Below are 17,254 nucleotides of genomic sequence, written 5' to 3'. Positions count from 1 at the left end.
GTCCATTGTGGGGCGTGCGTCCATGGAGAATGGCCGGACCCGCGCCCCGTAAGATCGCCCGGGAGGATCCACCTTGGCGCTCAGCAGACGTACTTTCAGTGCCCTGGCCGGCTCGGCCGCGCTCGGTCTCGCCCTGGGCGGCAGCGGCGGCCCCGGGGCACCCTCGGCGTACGCGGCGCGCAGCGTGCCGACCGGCCCGGCGCCCGCCCCGCCGAGCGCCGACGGCGTGCGGCACACCATCGGGTACGACCGTTACTCCCTGCTCGTCGACGGCAGGCGTCTGGTCGTGTGGTCCGGTGAGCTGCATCCGTTCCGGCTGCCGAGCCCTTCCCTGTGGCGGGACGTGCTGCAGAAGATGCGGGCCCACGGCTACAACACGGTCAGTATCTATGTGGCCTGGAACTACCACTCCCCCGCGCCCGGCCGGTACGACTTCACCGGCGTCCGGGACCTGGACCTGTTTCTGCGCATGGCCGCCGAGACCGGCCTGTACGTCATCCTGCGGCCCGGTCCGTACATCAACGCCGAGGTCGACGGCGGCGGTTTCCCGGGCTGGCTGACGGCGGCGAAGGGCACGGCACGCACCGACGACCCGGCCTACCTCGCGCACGCGGACGAGTGGCTGTCACAGGTGAACCGGATCGCGCGCAGGCATCTGTTCACGCAGGGCACCGGCACGATCCTGCTCTACCAGATCGAGAACGAGTACGACTCCCACGTCACCGAGGCCACCGGCCGGGACTACATGTCCCACCTGTACGAGAAGGTGCGGTCCGACGGCATCGACGTACCGCTGTTCCACAACGACAAGGGGCGGAACGGCTACTGGATCCCCGGGGCCCTGGACACCGGCGGGGAGAGGGGCGGCTGGCTGTACGGGTTCGACGGGTATCCGTCGCCCTCCCAGACGCCACCGGACTGGGGGCACTACGGGCCGGGCGGGCTCAAGGGCGGGGCCACCGCCTCACCGGCTACGCCCGGGTTCGTGCCCGAGTTCGGGGGCGGCTGGTTCGACCCCTGGGGCGGCGCCTGGTTCGACGGCAAGGGGTACGCGGAGTCCCGGCGCACCCGGGACGCGGCCTACGAGCGCCGCTTCTACCTGACCAACCTCGCCAACGGGCTCACCCTGCACAACGTGTACATGACCTTCGGCGGCACGTCGTGGGGCTGGCTGCCCGCGCCGGTCGTCTACACGTCGTACGACTACGGCGCCGCGATCGACGAGGGCCGCAACGTCACCGACAAGATCGTACCGATGCATCAGCTCGGGCACCTGCTGCAACGCGTGCCCGACTTCGCCAAGCTGGACAGGGCGGCGGAGGTGGAGGCCGAGGGCCTGAAGGTGTACCACCTGGCCAACCCGGACACCGGCGCCCAGGTGTACATCGCCCGCAACGACGGCACGGAGCCCGTCACCACCGACCTGCCGACCGACGCCGGCGACCTGCGGATCACCGTGCCCGGCAAGGACGCCAGGCTGCTGACCACCGGGCTGTCGCTGGGCAGGCGGACGCTGAAGTACTCCACCGCCCAGCCCGTGCTGTGCCTGACGACGGGCCGGCAGGACATCGCCCTGTTCTCGGGCCGGCAGGGCGAGATGGCCGACCTGGTGCTGAAGTGCCCGGCCGAGCCGAACGTCCAGCGGCTGGACCCGGAGGCCGCCTGGGTCTACGACCGGGACGAACTGCGCGTGAACGCGCCCCTCGGCGAGGGCGGCCTGACACGGGTGCTGGTGCAGAAGGGCGAGAGCGAGACCCCGCTGCTGCTGCTCTTCACCGACGACACCACCGCCGCCCGCCTGTTCCCGTACGACACCCCGTCCGGGACCCTGCTGGTGTACGGCCCGAAGCTGCTGCGCCACGCCGAACTGCGCGGCTCGGAGGTCCACCTGACGGGTGACGTCATCGAGACGACGAGCGTGGAGGTGTGGGGCCCGCGCGGAATCGACACCCTGGTGTGGAACGGGCGGACGCTGCCCACCCGGGTCACCCTCTCCGGCAGCCTGATGACCACCGGCCTGCTGCCCGCGGCCCCCGAGGTGCGGCTGCCCGAGCTGGGGGGCTGGCGGATGCGCAGGGAGAACCCGGAGGTGAGCCCGAGCTTCGACGACTCGGCGTGGCAGGTCGCCGGCAAGACGTCGTCGTACAGCACGACGGCGGTGCCGGACGGCGGTCCGGTGTTGTTCGCCGACGACTACGGCTTCCACTACGGGGACGTCTGGTACCGGGGCTCCTTCACCGGCTCCAGCGGCCTGGAGGAGATCTCGCTCGCCTACAGCACCGGTACCCAGGGCCTGTTGATGGCGTGGCTGGACGGGGAACCGCTGGGCACGCACCGGATGCCGGTGCCGGACAAGTCCACCACCATCCGCAAGGGCAGCTGGGCGGACACGGCCGTCTTCCCGGTCCGCGAGCAGTTGCGCTCCCCTGGCCGGCACGTGCTGTCGGTGCTCGTCCGGCGCATGCAGCACGACCAGGACGGAAAGGCGCTCGACACCCACAAGGTGGCCCGCGGCCTGACCGCCGCCTCCTTCAAGGGGGCCGTCCCGGACATCACCTGGCGGATCCAGGGCGAGACGGGCGCGGACCCGGTGCGCGGACCCATGAACAACGGCGGACTGTACGGGGAGCGGGAGGGCTGGCATCTGCCCGGCTTCCCGGACCGGGACTGGGAGGCGGTGACCTTCCCGCGGGCCGCGCGGTACCAGGGCGTGACCTGGTACCGGACCGCGTTCCGGCTGTCGGTGCCGGCCGACGTCGACGCCTCGGTCGGCCTGGTCCTGGACGACGACCCGTACCGGGCCTACCGGGCGCAGATCTTCCTCAACGGCTGGAACATGGGCCAGTACATCAACAACGTCGGCCCGCAGCACACCTTCGTGCTGCCGAACGGCATCCTGCGCACCCGGGGCGCCAACACCCTCGCGCTGGCGGTTCTTTCCGAGTTCACCACACTGTCCGGGCCGGGCGAGGTGAGGCTGACCCTGCTGGGCAGGGCGGCCGGCGGAGTACCGGTGACCCCGGTGCTCTCCCCCGGCCGCTGAGCCGCGCCGGCCGGGTCACGCCAGCCGGATCACGTTCCAGGACAGCGGCTCGAGTACGGCGGTGAGGGTGCCGTCCTTCAGTGCGGTGCCCTCGACGGTGTGCGGGGAGACCCGCTCGGGGTCGTCGAGGGTGTTCCGGGCGTCGTGGTCGGCGTCCGTGAGGGCGCTGTGCTCGGTGACCGTTCCCAGATCCAGTCCGTTCAGGGCGACTTCGAGGGGCAGCGGCCGGCGGCCGCGGTTGACGGCGAACACGGTGACCGTGCCGTCGGGCGCGCGGACGGCGGTGGCGTGCAGCAGGTCCGTCTCGCCGTACTTCTCCGTCTCGTACGTCGGTGAGTCCACGCGGACGTCGAGGACCTGGCCGCGGTCGTACCGGGAGGCCTGGGCGAAGGGGTGGAAGGTCGTCTGCCGCCAGGCGGGGCCGCCCGGCCGTAGATTCGAAGCGCTTCCGCGTCAATGGTTCGGACACAGGCTCATGGGTGGTTCCCCGTTGAACGATGGTCGCCGGATCGCATGACGCGGGCACATCCGGGCGCGTACGCTCGGTCCGGCCGCACACCGCGGTGAGAAGGGAGACCGATGAACTTCGGGGGCGCGCGAGAACGGGCGGCACGCCTGACCGCACGACTGCGGCGCTCCCGCCCCGGCCCGGCGATGCGCTCCCTGGCCGGCGATCTCGCCGCCGCCGTCCACGCCCGGCCCGGGACACCCGACGGCGTACGGGAGTTGGGCCGGGCGCTGTGCGAGGAGATGGGCGCGCTGCGCGGCGGGCGGCCGGTGGAACTGCGCTTCGAACGGTTCCCGGACGAGATCGAGGTCACCGGACTCTGTATGGAGTTCGTCGACTTCGACCTGATCATCGTCGAGGAGCGGGCCGAGGCCGTGCAGCAACTGGTCATCCTCGGACACGAGTTGTGGCATCTGCACGCCGGGCACCGGCATCACCACCTGGCCGGGGCCGCGGCGGCCCGCGCGTTCACCGGGACGCCCGGCTGGCGGGACATGGCCCTCACGGTGGCCGCCCGCAACGGCTCCCGGGAGGCCGACGAGGCCGAGGCCGACGACTTCGGGCACCGCCTGGCCACCCTGTTCCGCTCCCATGTGACCGGGCCGGGCGATGCCCCGCCGGGCCCCGCACAGCGCACCCTCGGCTACCGCGGACGGGGAGGAGCCGCGCGGTGACCCGACTGGCACTCGATCCCTCCGCACTTCTGGACGAGTTCTACATCTCCTTCTGGGTCCCCACCGCGGTGCTCACCGTCGCCCTGGTGATCAAGCTGCCCACGATCATCCGGCTGTGGCGGGACCCGCTGCTGCGCGCCGTCGGCGGACTGCTGCTGCTCGCATGCGCGGTGTTCGTGTTCTGCACGCCGTCCATGATCGCCCGGATGAACCGGGTCACCGGCGTGCCCAACTTCTCGGCGCCCTGGTGCTATTCGCTGATCACCGCGATGTCCGGCTCCTGCCTGTTGCTGATCATCACCTGGCGCAACAGCCTGTCCGACCGCTCGGTGGTCACCCGGCACGTGCTGCGCCGGGTGGTCGCGGTGTACTGCGGGGTGATCGTCGCGCTGTGGGCGCTGTTCCTGCTCGCCGACGCGCCCGTGGAACGCATCCGGGACCTGGACACGTACTACGCCGGCACACCCTTCATGCGCGAGGAGATCCTGCTCTACCTCGTCGCACACGGCGTGGCCTGCCTGATCACCTTCCGGCTCATCTGGAACTGGGCCCACGCCGAGGGCCTGGACGCCTGGCTGCGCTGGGGGCTGAGGCTGCTGGGCGCCGGGTACGCGCTGGACCTGGTCTTCGACGGGGCCAAGCTGACCGCCGTCTTCGCGCGCTGGTGCGGGCGGGACCTGGACTGGCTGAGCACGAATCTGGCCCCGCCGGTGGCCGCGTCGTCCGCGATCCTGGTCGCGGCCGGCTTCATCCTGCCGCATATGGGCCAGTATCTGCACGACCGCTGGCGGATCCGGCTGGCCTGCCGCGAACTGCGGCCGCTGTACCGGCTGACGCGGACCGCGAGCGGCGAGGGCGTGCCGTTCGTACTGCGGGCCACGCCGGAGCTGCGGCTGACCCGGCGTGAGACGTTCATCCGGGACGTGCTGCTGACGCTGGCCCGGCACATCGACGCGGACCTCGGCAGACGCTCGTACGACGCCGCGCTCGCCGTCGGCCATCCACCGGAGCGGGCACGGGCGCTGGCCGCGGCGGTGGGCATCCTGGCCGCGGTCGAGAGCAGGGCCGCCCGCGGGCCGGAGCCGCCCGACCCGACAGCGGGCCCCGACCCCACGAGCCTCCTCCGCGAGATCGTCCCGATCTCCCGCGCCCTACGGCATCCCGAGCACATCGAGCAGATCCGAACCCGAGCAACCGTGGAGGAGGGCAGGGCTGCGGGGGTTGTGTAGGCGGGGGGCTGGGGCCGGTCGGCGGCCGTGCGGTCAGCCCGCGAAGGCCGGTTGGGGCAGGCCCTTCCCCGCGCCGGGTACCACCAGCAGCGAGCCTGCGGTGGGATGCGGCGCCGGCAGACCCGTACGGGCCGTCGTCACGTACAGGTCGGTCAGATCGGCGCCGCCGAAAGCGCAGGCCGTGATACGCGGTGTCGGCAGGGTGATCACCCGGTCCAGCTCGCCGGCAGGCGTGTAGCGGCGCACCGCTCCCCCGTCCCAGAGCGCCACCCACACGCACCCGTCCGCGTCGACCGTGAGCCCGTCCGGGAAGCCCGCGCCCTCTTCGATCCGCGTCAGCGGGCGGCGGTTGCGCACGCCCTCACCGTCGTGGTCGAAGACGTCCACGCTGCGCGTCGGGGTGTCGACGTAATACATCAGACGGCCGTCCGGACTCCAGCCGGTGCCGTTGCTGACGGTGACGTCGGGCAGGACCGTCCGCACGGTGCCGTCCCCGGTCAGCCGGGACAGCGTGCCACCGCCCGTCGCCTCGTCGTACCGCATCGTGCCCGCCCAGAGGGAGCCGTCGGGGGCCACCGCGGCGTCGTTCGCGCGGCGGCCCGGGACCGGCTCGTGGTGCAGCCAGCGGAACGTGCCGTCGGGGTCCAGCAGGCCGACCCCGTCCCGGAGGTTGAGCACCAGGCCGCCGCCCGCCCGGGGCTTGGCCGCGCCGATGTGCTGCTCGGTCGTACGCAGCGTACGGCGGCCCGTCGCGGGGTCGTAGGTGTGGACGCGCATGCCCAGGATGTCCAGCCAGACCAGCCGGCCGGACGCCGGGTCCCAGGTCGGGCCTTCCCCCAGCGTCGCCTCGGCCCGTACCGCGACCTCGTACGCCGTCATGCGGCGCTCCGGTGGCCCAGCCGCTCCGACAGCTCGGCCGCGCCCTTCGCGGCGAGCTGTTCCAGCTCCGCCCGGCGCTCGTCGCTCCAGCGGATCATGGGCACGGAGATGGACAGCGCGGCGACGACCCGGCCGGTGCGGTCCCGGACCGGCGCGGCCACGCAGGACACGTCCGGGTTGGACTCGCGGTTCTCCACCGCCATGCCCCGCTGCCGGATCTCCGCCAGAACCTCGCGCAGCGCGGCGGGATCGGTGATGCTGTTCGGGGTCATCGCCGTCAGCTCGGCGCTGTCCGGGATCCGCGCCGCCAGCTCCTGCTCCGGCAGCGAGGCCAGCAGCATCTTGCCGACGGAGGTGCAGTGGGCGGGGAGCCGGCGACCGGCCGCCGAGACCATGCGCACGGCGTGCGTGGAGTCGACCTTGGCGATGTAGATGACGTCGGTGCCCTCGAGGATGGCCACGTGCACCGTCTCGTCGCAGGTCTCGGCGACCGAGCGGGCCACCTGCTGGCCCTCGGCGGCGAGGTCGAGCTGCTCGGCGTAGCGGCTGCCGAGCTGGTACGGGCGTACGCCGAGCCGGTAGCGTCCGGGCTGTCCGGGCACCTGCACGATGTACGACCGTGCGGCGAGCGTGGTGACCAGCTCGTGGACGGTGGTGCGCGGCAACTGCAGCCTGCGCACGATGTCGGGGGCGGAGAGCGTCCCGTCCCCGTCGAGGAACAGCTCAAGAATGTCGAGAGCCCGGGTCACGGCAGGCACGAGGCGTCCCACGTCCGGCCCCCTCCCTTTGGGTCTAAGCGCCTGTCCGGAGATATCGCGTCCAAGAATGTTCGAGATATCAACAAGCGATCGGCATGACGAACACAGGCTAGCCATGAGGCGTTGCCCGGGCAATGGTCGGGAGCCACGCCCGTGCGCACGGGCACCATGGGGGCATGCCACTCGACTTCCAGTTGGTGCTGCTGCGCCGCATGGCCGACCACAATCCGGACCTGGTGGAGGAGGCCCGCCGACGGCTCGGGGTGTCGATCGCGGACATGCGGGAGACCAACAAGCGCTGGCAGGCCATGGTCCGTTCACCGAGATCGCGGTCCGCCGCCGCCCGGTACCGTTCGGTCCTCGGCCAGCCGGAGTCCGTCGTCCCGCGCCGCCTCGGTGACGTGGACTGCGAGGCCCGGCGGTGGACCCTGCCCCTCTGGCCCGACCTGCGCTTCGAGGTGCTGGTCGGTCCGGACGGGGCGGTGTGGAACGAGTGGCTGGTGCGGGCACCGGGTGCTCCGGCGCCCTCGTTGGCCTCGCTCGACGACCTCGTCCCGTGGTCCTGCACGGTGGACGAGGCCGCCCGCGCCTTCGCCCCGGCCCGCCCGCTGGAGGGCACGGCACCCACCCGGTGGGGCCTCGCCTTCACGGCGCCCGACCGGAACGGCGTACGGCACGAGGTGGTCGCCGAGTTCACCTGGGGGCTGCTGCAGCGGACGGCGGTCGTCGCCTAGGGCCTTTCGTTTGGATCATGCCGGATCAGGGAGCGGGGCCTGGCGCCGTGCATCGCAAGGCGGAGGAGGGCGTCATGGCGGAGCCATGGCAACCGACGACAACGCGGCGATGTGCGGTGCCAGGCCCCGCGAGCCCGGCATGATCCAAACGAGAGGCCCTAGACCCCCGGTGGGGCTGCCGCACCGGACGGTGATCGCCGCCCGACGCGGAGCGCTATGCCTGGACGGTGGTCGCCGAGGAACCGCGCCTCGTCGCCCTGCCCGAGACGCATCCGCTCGCCGCCCCGCGCCGAGGTCGACTTCGCGGACCTGCTGGAGGAGCCGTTCCTGGCCCTGCCGGAGAGCGCGGGCGCGTTGCGCGACCACTGGCTGGCCGTGGACGCCCGGGCGGGCCGGCCGCCCCGGATCGGCGCGGAGATCGCGGGCGCGGAGGAGACGTACGAGGCGCTGGTCGCGGGTCTCGGGGTCTGCCTGGTCGCCGTGGGCAACGCCCCGCTGATCAGCCTGGGCGGCGTCACCACCCGCCCGGGGGGGGCATCGGCCCCAGCCGGTACGCGCTGGCCTGGCGCCGCGAGGACGGCCGACGACCACTGGTACGGGCATACGCCGAGGCGTGCCGGGCCACGGTGGGGGTGCGTTAGCCACCCCGCTGCGGACCCACCCCGGTGCGGACGCGCCGGCCGCCCACCGCATGCCCCCGCCGGCCGACCCCCGTGAGGGCGTCACTCCCGCCCGGCCGCTGCCAGGATCGCCTCCGTCACCCGGGGCAGGGAGTCCGGGTGGAGCCACAGGAACAGGTTCGGTTCGACCAGTTCCAGTTCCATCAGGCGGGGTTCGCCGTCCTCGCCGTCGACGAGGTCCACGCGCGCGTACAGCAGCCCGGGCCCGTCCGGTACGGCCGCCAACGCCTTCTCGGCGACGGCGAGTTCCGCGTCCGTGGGCTGCCAGGGCTCCAGGGCGGGGTGGGCCACCTTGTCGGCGTCGTAGGGGGTGCCGGGCGCGAGGACGGCTCCCTTGCGGCTGGCGTGCAGCAGGCCGCCGCCGAAGAACTGCAGCGCGCGCTCCCCGCTGACGTCGATGCCCCGCACGTACGGCTGCACCATCGCGGTGAGGCCCTCCGCGTGCATCCGCGCCAGCTGCCGCAGTGCCGTGTCGTGCTCGGCGGGTGTGTAGCGGGCGGCGAACCGGGCGCCCGCGCCCGAGGTCGGCTTGACGACGTACTCGTGGCCGGCGGGCAGGTCGGCCGGCTCGCCCGGGGCGATGTAGCGCGTGGGGACGGTGGGCACACCGGCCGCCGCCAGTTCGCCCAGGTACCGCTTGTCGGTGTTCCAGCGCACCACCGGGGCCGGATTGGCGAGCCGGGTCAGCGCGCCGGCCCGTTCCACCCAGGCCGTGAACTCCTCGGCCCGCCAGCTGTAGTCCCAGGTGGAGCGGATGACGACGAGGTCGTAGCCGGCCCAGTCCGCGTCCGGGTCGTCCCAGTACCGGGCCTCGGTCTCGGCGCCCGCGTCCGTCAGCGCCCGCACCAGCACCGGCAGGTCCCTGTCGTGGCTGGGCCGGGCTCCGGGGTCGTAGGTGGCGAGGGCGATGCGGGGCACGGCGGACTCCCTGTCGTACGACGGTTCGATCACCGGTGAGGCTAACAATCTGCGCGGGAACCGGGACAGGGCATGTGACCTTCGCCTTCTCGTCGTACAGCCGCAGCGCCTTCGGGGAGAGCCGGCTGGCCTTGGCGAACACCCCGATCGTCAGGAACTCGATGTGCATCCCGCGCTCCTTCTCGTCCGCCGCCGATGCCGGGGCTTCACCGACACCGTCACGCGGCTGCGGCAGGCCGTCGGCTGAAAAGCGGTCCACGGGAGCTCGCCGTTCCGGTAGGAAAGAGCCATGACGACCGGCGGCACCGACGCGTACACCGGGGTGGGCGGGCTCCCGCCCCTGGTACGGGATGCCCTGGCCGCCGCCCGCGCCGCCGGCTTCACCTGCTCCTGCCGCCCGGGACAAGGCCGTCTGCTGCATGCGCTGGCCGGTGGGGCGCGGCTCCGTGTCGGGGAGACCGGTACCGGGCTCGGGGTGGGGCTGGCCTGGCTGGCATCGGGGGCGGCCCCGGGCGTGCGGCTGTACAGCGTGGAGCGGGATCCGGAGCGGGCGCGGGCGGCCGCCGGGGTCTTCGCCGGCCGGCCGGACGTCACCGTGCTCACCGGTGACTGGCGCCGGATCGAGGAGTACGGCCCTTTCGACCTGCTCGTCCTCGACGGGGGCGGGCAGGGCAAGGCGCCCGGGGAGCGGCCGGCCGATGTCGAGCGGCTGCTCGTGCCGGGCGGGACGGTCGTCGCGGACGACTTCACCCCGGCGACCGGCTGGCCGCCGCTCCACGACGGCCAGGTCGACCGGGCCCGGCTGCACTGGCTGGAACATCCCGCGCTGCGGTCGGCCGAACTGCGGCTCGCCCCCGGCCTGAGCACGGTCGTGGGCACGAGGCGCCTGGTGTAGGAAGGGTGCTGTCGTCCCCGACGGCCGATCGTGAGTCGGCAGTAAGGAGTGCGCCCCGTGTCCTCCCTCTTCCCCGCCCTGGCGGACGGTCCGGGCGAACGGATCGCCCTGCGGTTCGGCGAACGGTCGTTGACGTACGGCCGGCTCGCGGGGGCCGCCGGTGCGCTGGCCGCGCGGCTGCGGGGGACCATGGAGTCCGCAGCAGGGGGAAGGGTCGCCGTGTGGGCCACCCCGGAGCTGGAGACGGCCGTCGCCGTGACGGGCGCGCTGCTCGCCGGGGTGGCCGCGGTGCCGCTGAACCCCAAGTCGGGCGAGAAGGAGCTGGCGCACATCCTCAGCGACAGTGCGCCGTCGCTCGTCCTCACCACGCCCGGCACCGAACTCCCGTCTGTCTTCGGCGGATCGGAGCGGCTGGAGGTGGACGCCTCGGCCACCGGAACCGTCCCGGAGGAGCGGGCCTCCGACGGTGATCCGGCGCTGATCGTCTACACCTCCGGCACCACCGGCCCGCCCAAGGGCGCAGTGCTCCCGCGCCGGGCGCTCGCCACGACCCTGGACGCCCTCGCCGACGCCTGGCAGTGGACCGATCAGGACGTGCTGGTGCACGGGCTGCCGCTGTTCCATGTGCACGGGCTCGTGCTGGGCACCCTCGGCCCGCTCCGGCGCGGCGGCTCGGTGCGGCACCTGGGGCGGTTCAGCCCCGAGGGTGTGGCACGGGAGCTGAACGACGGCGCGACCATGCTGTTCGGGGTGCCGACGATGTACCACCGCATCGCCGAGGCCCTGCCGGACGACCCGGAGCTGGCCAAGGCGCTCGGGCGCGCCCGGCTGCTGGTCTCCGGCTCGGCCGCGCTGCCCGTGCACGACCACGAGCGGATCCTGGCCGCGACCGGGCGACGGGTGATCGAACGGTACGGCATGACCGAGACGCTGATGAACACCAGTGTGCGGGCCGACGGGGAGGCCCGGGCCGGCACGGTCGGGGTGCCGCTGCCGGGCGTGGAGCTGCGGCTGGTGGAGGAGGACGGTACGCGGATCGCCGCGTACGACGGGGAGAGTGTCGGTGAGATCCAGGTGCGCGGCCCGAACCTGTTCACCGAGTACCTGAACCGGCCCGACGCCACGGCCGCCGCGTTCACCGAGGACGGCTGGTTCCGCACCGGGGACATGGCGGTGCGCGAGCCCGACGGGTACGTCCGGATCGTCGGGCGCAAGGCCACCGACCTGATCAAGAGCGGCGGGTACAAGATCGGGGCGGGTGAGATCGAGAACGCGCTGCTGGAGCACCCGGCAGTGCGCGAGGCAGCGGTCACCGGGGAGCCGGACGAGGACCTGGGCGAGCGGATCGTGGCCTGGATCGTCCCGGCGGACGCCCAAGCACCGCCCGCGGCCGAGGAGTTGGCGGACCATGTGGCCCGGCGACTGGCCCCGCACAAGCGGCCGCGGGTCGTCCGCTACCTGGACGCGCTGCCCCGCAACGACATGGGGAAGATCATGAAGCGGGCCCTGGCCGATGCCTGACCGACGGTCGGCACGGGAGATCCTGGCGCTCCTCACGGACCCCGGGAGCTTCACGGACATCCCGTGCGGCACAGGGGAGCCGAAGCCGGACGGACCCCTCGGCTGGCAGGGCTACGACGCCTCGCGCGCCCGTGCCGCCGAGCGCACCGGCGAGGAGGAGTCGGTCGTCTGCGGCACCGCGGACGTCGACGGCACCCGGGCCGTACTGATCGCCTTCGAGTTCGGCTTCCTGGGCGGCTCGCTGGGCGAGCGCACCGGCGACCGGCTGGTGGCGGCGTACACGTACGCGCGGGAACACCGGTTGCCGGTCGTGCCGTTGATCGCGACCGGGGGCAGCCGGATGCAGGAGGGCATGCTCGCGCTGGCCCAGCTCCAGCGCGTGGCCCGGGAGTCGGCGCTCACCCGGGAGGCGGGGCTGGCACAGATCGCGGTCCTGCGGGACCCGGCGACGGGTGGCGGCTGGGCCACGCTCGGCGCGGGCGCGGACGTCGTCCTGGCCCTGCCCGGCGCCCAGGTGGGCTTCGCCGGCTCCCGGGTCCGGCCACCGGACGCCGACCCGGCCGCGTACACGGCGGAGGCCCAGGTGGCGGCGGGCTCGGCGGACGCGGTGGTGGCTCCGGCGGAGCTGAAGGGGGTGCTGGCCGTGTGGCTGCGGCTGCTGTCCCACGGGGCGGCCGAACGGCCCGGCGGCGCTTCCGGCACCCCGCCGGCAGGCGCACACCCCAGCACCCCCCTCGACAGCGCGCCGACATCCGCCCGCCCGGCCGGCGCTTCCGGCACCCCGCCGGCGGCCGCACCTCCCGCCGGTGTTCGCGAGGGCATGGAAGAGCCCATGGCGGCCCGTGCGCGTGCGCGGTACATCGAGCCCGCTCCCGTCCCGGCCGCTCTCGGCAGCGCCGTACTGCCCGCCACCGGCTGGGAGGCCGTCCGTCGGGCGCGCTGCCCCGAACGCCTCCGCGCCCACGCCTACCTGGACGCCTACTTCACGCACCGCGTCGCCATCAGCGGTGACCGGTGCGGCGGCAGGGACCCCGACGGCATGCTGTGCGGGTTCGGTGAGCGGGACGGCCGTACCGTGGCCTACGCGGCGCAGACCGGTACGGCGACCCGGCCCGCCGGATATCGCACCGCGGCCCGGCTGATCCGGCTGGCGGACCGGCTCGGCGTCCCGGTGCTGACGGTGGTGGACACCCCGGGTGCCGCGAACGACGCGGAGGCGGAACGGCAGGGCGCCGGGGCGGCGATCGCCGAGGTGTTCGGGGCGGTGGCCGCCGCCCGGGTGCCGGTCACCACGCTCGTCGTCGGCGAGGGCGGTTCCGGCGGGGCGCTCGCGCTGGCCGCGCCCGGCAACACCTGGGTCACGCCGGACAGTTACTTCTCGGTGATAGCCCCGGAACTCGCGGCGGCCATTCTGAAGCGGCCGCCCCGGGAGGTGGAGGCGACCGCCGGTCAGCTGCGGATCCGGCCGCAGGACCTGGTGGAACTGGGGGTGGTCCGGGGCATCGTTGGCCAGGCGGACCGCCCCCAGTCGTAGGGCCTCTCGTTCGGATCATGCCGGGCTCGCGGGGCCTGATCCGGCATGATCCAAACGAAAGGCCACAGGTCACCTCACCCCGACCGCCCGGATGATCTCCTGGGTGACCGAGCCACCCCTGTCGTCGTGGGCCGAGGCCCGCAGCGAGACGGAGGCGGCGGTGCGCGGCACACTCAGCGTGCCGCGCCAGGTGGCGTCCACGCCCTTCAGCGGGACCGGCCGCCACGTCGTGCCGTCGTCGTACGACACCGCCAGCCGGCCACCGCCCAGGGTCCCGGTGCCGGCGGCGTGGGCCACGTACTCGGCGCCGAGCGTGACCGGGATGCGCCGTCCGCGGTGCACGGCACCGGCGAGGTCGGTGTCGAGGTCGTAGGTGAGGTTGATCAGCGGCAGGTAGGTCCAGCGGTCCTCCGGGGTGGCCGCCGAGCGGAAGGTCCACTCGGCGTGGCCCTTCGTGGCGAGTTTCCAGCGGCCCGGGTCGAGGGCGGTGTCGGTGACGACCGTGTAGGTGTGCTCGTCGGCGGGCGCGTCCCACACGTAGGCGGCGGAGCCGGTACTCCGGTCGACCAGCGTGCCGTCCAGGTGGACGGCGGTGGTCTGGCTCATCCCGCTGTCCTCGCTCCACACGTCGCCGGAGCCGGTGTGGTCGGGCCCGGAGTCGCCCCAGCCGGGGGTGTTCAACTGGATCTGGTTCCCGGCACGTTGCTGGCCCCAGCCGAGCCCGGTGCCCAGCCACGGGTGCCACACCGGCCGGAACCAGTTCAGCGCCGGCCGGGTTCCGCCGTCGTAGCGGACCGTTCCGCTGCGCTCCTCCAGCGCGCCGTCGGCGGCCGTCACGGACTCGTGCCACAGCTGGCCGGGGCCGGTGGAGACGTAGTCGGTGCGCTCGGCGGGCAGGTCGACGCGCTCCTGGAAGCCGAGGCCGATCGGGAAGGCATCGGTGACCGAGTACCGGAACTCGCCGCCGCTCATCGGCCGCGGGGCATGGAACCGGACGTGCACGGCGGCGAGTTCGCGCCGCGAGGGTGCGAAGGTGAGGCGCCGGTGGGGGATCGCTCCCCGGTGGCCCTCGGAGAGGTCGTACACGTACGGGGAGTCGGCCGTGCCGGTCATGTCGACCCGTCCGGCCGCCCGCAGGCGTGCCGCGTCGGCCGTGTTCACCGTGGCGATCTGCAGGGGCCGGTCGGCGTTGTCGTCCGTGCCCCACCAGGCCATCAGCCGGCCGGGGGCGTCGTCCGTCACGAACAGTGCCTTGGCGCCCGCGTCCTGGGCGGCCCGGGCGAGCGCGGCCGGATCGGCGCCGTCGGCGAGGCGGGCGAGCACCGCCTTGCCGGACACCCCGGTGACGGGCCCGTCACCGACGTCCACGAGCGGCAGCCGGGTACGGCCCTCGAGCAGGGTGCCGCCCGCCTGGACGGTCGCCTCGCCGATGCCCCTGGCCTCCAGCATCGGCTTGGCCAGCCGCCACACGGTCCGGTACTCGAAGTCACCCCGGGTGACCCGCTGGGTGGGGGCGGCGAAGACGCTGTCGTAGGTGAGGGGCACCTGGACCGCGCCGAACAGGTCGGCGCCGTTCGCCTTCCGGTCGTATTCCATGAGGAGCTGACGGGTCTCGGTGCGCCGGTTCACGTCCGCGCTGATCTCCCGCAGTTTCCGACCGTCCAGGGTGACGTCCCGGTCCCGGTCGAGGGTGATCTCGGGGGCGGCGAGGAAGCCGAGACCGAGGGAGTCGGCGCCGTGGCTGCCGCGCACGTCGAGGAAGGAGGTGAGCGAGTAGGTGCCGGGCTTCAGGCGCAGCTCGAGGGTGCCGGAGTCGCCCACCCGCGCCGGCTGGGCGTCCTCGCCCTCGGCGAGCCGCTGCACGGTGAGGCCGGCGGCGACGGGCGCGCCGGACCGGTCCTTGACGTGCACGGTGAGCGTGTACCGCTCCTCCTCCTTGACCAGTGCGAACACGGTGTGCGCGACCGGGGTGCCGGCCGGGTCGGAGGCCACGATCTGCCCGCTGGTCTCACCGGCCGGCGCCTTGGCCGCGTCACCGGTGACGGTGGTGGCGGCGGTGCCGTGGGCGGGGATCGTGAGGGAGGTGTCGGCGAGGGTGGCGACGCCGTCCGGGGCACCCCGCACGGACAGCTTCAACTCGACGGGCTCTGCGGAGGAGTTGGTGTAGGTGACGGTCCGGGTGACGGGCTTGTCGGTCTCGTACGGCCAGCGGTGGAAGCCGAGGTCGGCGCCGCCGGTCGCGGTGACCTGCGCGTGCACCGCGTCGGGGACGCTGACCCGTCCCGCGCCCACCGTGTAGGCGGAGGCGTCCAGTGGTGCGGAGGTGGACAGCAGGGCGTCCTTCAGCCGGGCGCCGGTCCAGTCGGGGTGTTCCTCGGCGAGCAGGGCCGCCACGCCGGCGACGTGCGGGGTCGCCATGGACGTACCGCTCATGGAGGTGTAGTAGCCGCTGCCGGGGACGAGCTGGGAGCGGGCGGCGAGGATGTCGACGCCGGGGGCCGAGAGGTCGGGCTTGAGGGCGTTGTCACCGTGGCGGGGGCCGGCGCTGGTGAAGTAGGCCGCCTGGTCGTCCGGGTCCACCGCGCCCACGGTGAGGGCGGAGTCGGCGGCGCCGGGCGAGCCGATGGAGGACGGGGCGCCGGTGTTCCCGGCGGCGACGACGAAGAGCGCGCCGGTCTCCCGGGAGAGGGTGTCCACCGCCTGGGCCATCGGGTCGGTGCCGTCGCTCGGCTCGGTGGAGCCCAGGCTCATGGAGACGATCCTCGCGTGCACGTCCCGTGCCGCCCACTCCATCCCGGCGATGATCTGGGACTCGCTGCCCGAGCCCTGGTCGCTGAGCACCTTGCCGACGGCGAGCGTCGCGCCCGGCGCCACCCCCTTCTCCTTGCCGTCGGAGGCGGCTGCGCTGCCGCCGACCGTGGAGGTGACGTGGGTGCCGTGACCGTTGCGGTCGGCGACCTCCTGTCCGTCGACGAAGCTCTGGGTGCGGCTCACCCGGTCCTTCAGGTCGGGGTGGGTCAGGTCCACGCCGGTGTCGAGGACGGCGACCGTGACGCCCTTGCCGGTCAGCCCGGCGTCCCAGGCGGCCGGCGTGCCGATCTGGGCGTTGCTCTCGGCCAGGTCCGCTGTCACCCGCCCGTCCAGCCACACCTTGCCGATGCCGGAGGCTCGGGTGAAGGACCGCCAGAAGGTGCGCCCCTTGGCCGCCCGCACGGCCGCCCCGTGCAGGCTGGGCAGGCCGCGGGTCCGCTCGGCGCCGGCCGGGGTCGCGGCCCGGGCGCCGGTGCCGTAGGTCACGATCAGCGGCAGCGCGCCGGTCCTGGCGTCGGTGAGCCCCTGCCGGATCAGCTCGCTCACGTCGAACAGCCGCCGGTCCAGGGTCCCGGCCCGCAGGTACGGCAGCGCCTCGTCCGGTACGACGGTGAGGTCGCCGTCGCTCTGTTGCGTCCGTACGGCACCGGCGGCCCCGCGGGGCCGCTGCACGGTGACCGTCTTCCTGCCCTGTCCGAGGTCGGTGACGGTCACCGTGTCGCCGGTGACGAGGGTGACGGTGGTGGCGGTGTCCGGGGTCCGGGTTCCGGCGGCCTGCCGCGCGGCCGCTGGGGCCGTCGGCAGCAGGGCGATCACCAGCCCCGCCGACATCAGGGCCGCGCCGCGTCTGACTGGTCCTCTGGTCATCCACGCCTCTTCTCGTGTCGAGCGCGCCGAGTGCTGGCAGAGTGTCATGCCCCTGACGGTTCACGGGTGTTGACCGTGGGTGGCGGAAAGGCGTCCTGGCGGTTTTCCGCCAGGGGCGTCGGCAGGGGCGGGCGGAACGGCGGACACCGTCAGCTGCCTTCCGCAACAATGGAGTCGGTTGTGGATCGGGAACACGGGGGGCG

The 17,254-nt window shown here is 73.5% G+C and carries 11 protein-coding genes and 2 pseudogenes; 8 read left to right on the top strand and 5 right to left on the bottom strand.

Features of this window, described 5'->3' with window-relative positions; translation table 11 throughout:
* The first annotated feature begins 73 nt into the window (after positions 1–73).
* Positions 74–3,043, top strand: a complete 2,970-nt coding sequence (locus AC07C1_RS07285) for a glycoside hydrolase family 35 protein (RefSeq protein ID WP_478937500.1) — start codon at positions 74–76, stop codon at positions 3,041–3,043.
* 15 nt (positions 3,044–3,058) lie between these two features.
* On the opposite strand, the pseudogene AC07C1_RS07280 reads toward AC07C1_RS07285, so the two are convergent.
* Positions 3,059–3,472: pseudogene (locus tag AC07C1_RS07280) on the bottom strand (alpha-L-arabinofuranosidase C-terminal domain-containing protein); the annotation flags it as partial.
* A gap of 150 nt (positions 3,473–3,622) precedes the next feature.
* Here AC07C1_RS07280 and AC07C1_RS07275 point away from each other — a divergent pair.
* The gene (locus tag AC07C1_RS07275) at positions 3,623–4,225 is read left to right on the top strand and encodes a toxin-antitoxin system, toxin component family protein (protein WP_478937499.1); all 603 of its coding nucleotides are present in this window, start codon (positions 3,623–3,625) and stop codon (positions 4,223–4,225) included.
* On the top strand, positions 4,222–5,454 hold the full coding sequence (locus AC07C1_RS07270) for an MAB_1171c family putative transporter (RefSeq protein WP_478937498.1): 1,233 nt from the start codon (positions 4,222–4,224) through the stop codon (positions 5,452–5,454). Before AC07C1_RS07275 ends, AC07C1_RS07270 begins: the two co-directional genes overlap by 4 nt.
* A gap of 33 nt (positions 5,455–5,487) precedes the next feature.
* Here AC07C1_RS07270 and AC07C1_RS07265 read toward each other — a convergent pair whose 3' ends face one another.
* Complete coding sequence (locus tag AC07C1_RS07265; RefSeq protein ID WP_478937496.1) at positions 5,488–6,333, bottom strand: SMP-30/gluconolactonase/LRE family protein; 846 nt, start codon at positions 6,331–6,333, stop codon at positions 5,488–5,490.
* Positions 6,330–7,103, bottom strand: a complete 774-nt coding sequence (locus AC07C1_RS07260) for an IclR family transcriptional regulator (protein WP_478937495.1) — start codon at positions 7,101–7,103, stop codon at positions 6,330–6,332. Before AC07C1_RS07260 ends, AC07C1_RS07265 begins: the two co-directional genes overlap by 4 nt.
* A gap of 164 nt (positions 7,104–7,267) precedes the next feature.
* Here AC07C1_RS07260 and AC07C1_RS07255 point away from each other — a divergent pair, with 164 nt between their 5' ends.
* Both AC07C1_RS07255 and AC07C1_RS07250 read left to right on the top strand, forming a co-directional pair.
* Positions 7,268–7,825 carry a hypothetical protein gene (locus AC07C1_RS07255; protein WP_478937494.1) on the top strand — a complete coding sequence of 186 codons (558 nt, stop codon included), beginning with the start codon at positions 7,268–7,270 and terminating at the stop codon, positions 7,823–7,825.
* Between the two features lie 200 nt (positions 7,826–8,025).
* Positions 8,026–8,466, top strand: a pseudogene (locus tag AC07C1_RS07250) (LysR substrate-binding domain-containing protein); the annotation flags it as partial.
* An 81-nt stretch (positions 8,467–8,547) separates the two neighbouring features.
* Here the strand turns inward: AC07C1_RS07250 and AC07C1_RS07245 are convergent.
* Positions 8,548–9,423, bottom strand: a complete 876-nt coding sequence (locus AC07C1_RS07245) for an ATP-grasp domain-containing protein (RefSeq protein ID WP_478937493.1) — start codon at positions 9,421–9,423, stop codon at positions 8,548–8,550.
* A gap of 289 nt (positions 9,424–9,712) precedes the next feature.
* Here AC07C1_RS07245 and AC07C1_RS07240 point away from each other — a divergent pair, with 289 nt between their 5' ends.
* Genes AC07C1_RS07240 through AC07C1_RS07230 form a run of 3 tightly spaced genes read left to right on the top strand, consistent with a single transcriptional unit; the run spans position 9,713 to position 13,373 of the window.
* The gene (locus AC07C1_RS07240) at positions 9,713–10,318 is read left to right on the top strand and encodes an O-methyltransferase (RefSeq protein WP_478937491.1); all 606 of its coding nucleotides are present in this window, start codon (positions 9,713–9,715) and stop codon (positions 10,316–10,318) included.
* Between the two features lie 57 nt (positions 10,319–10,375).
* Positions 10,376–11,839: an acyl-CoA synthetase gene (locus tag AC07C1_RS07235; RefSeq protein WP_478937490.1), complete on the top strand. Its 1,464-nt coding sequence runs from the start codon at positions 10,376–10,378 to the stop codon at positions 11,837–11,839.
* Positions 11,832–13,373 carry a carboxyl transferase domain-containing protein gene (locus AC07C1_RS07230; protein ID WP_478937489.1) on the top strand — a complete coding sequence of 514 codons (1,542 nt, stop codon included), beginning with the start codon at positions 11,832–11,834 and terminating at the stop codon, positions 13,371–13,373. Before AC07C1_RS07235 ends, AC07C1_RS07230 begins: the two co-directional genes overlap by 8 nt.
* A 69-nt stretch (positions 13,374–13,442) precedes the next feature.
* Here the strand turns inward: AC07C1_RS07230 and AC07C1_RS07225 are convergent, their stop codons facing one another.
* Positions 13,443–17,051, bottom strand: a complete 3,609-nt coding sequence (locus tag AC07C1_RS07225; RefSeq protein ID WP_478937488.1) for a S8 family serine peptidase — start codon at positions 17,049–17,051, stop codon at positions 13,443–13,445.
* Positions 17,052–17,254: the final 203 nt, after the last annotated feature.

This window comes from Streptomyces sp. NPDC045022 (assembly GCF_056432605.1).
Note: the sequence above shows the minus strand (reverse complement) of the source record. Positions and strands in the feature narration are given on the sequence as shown.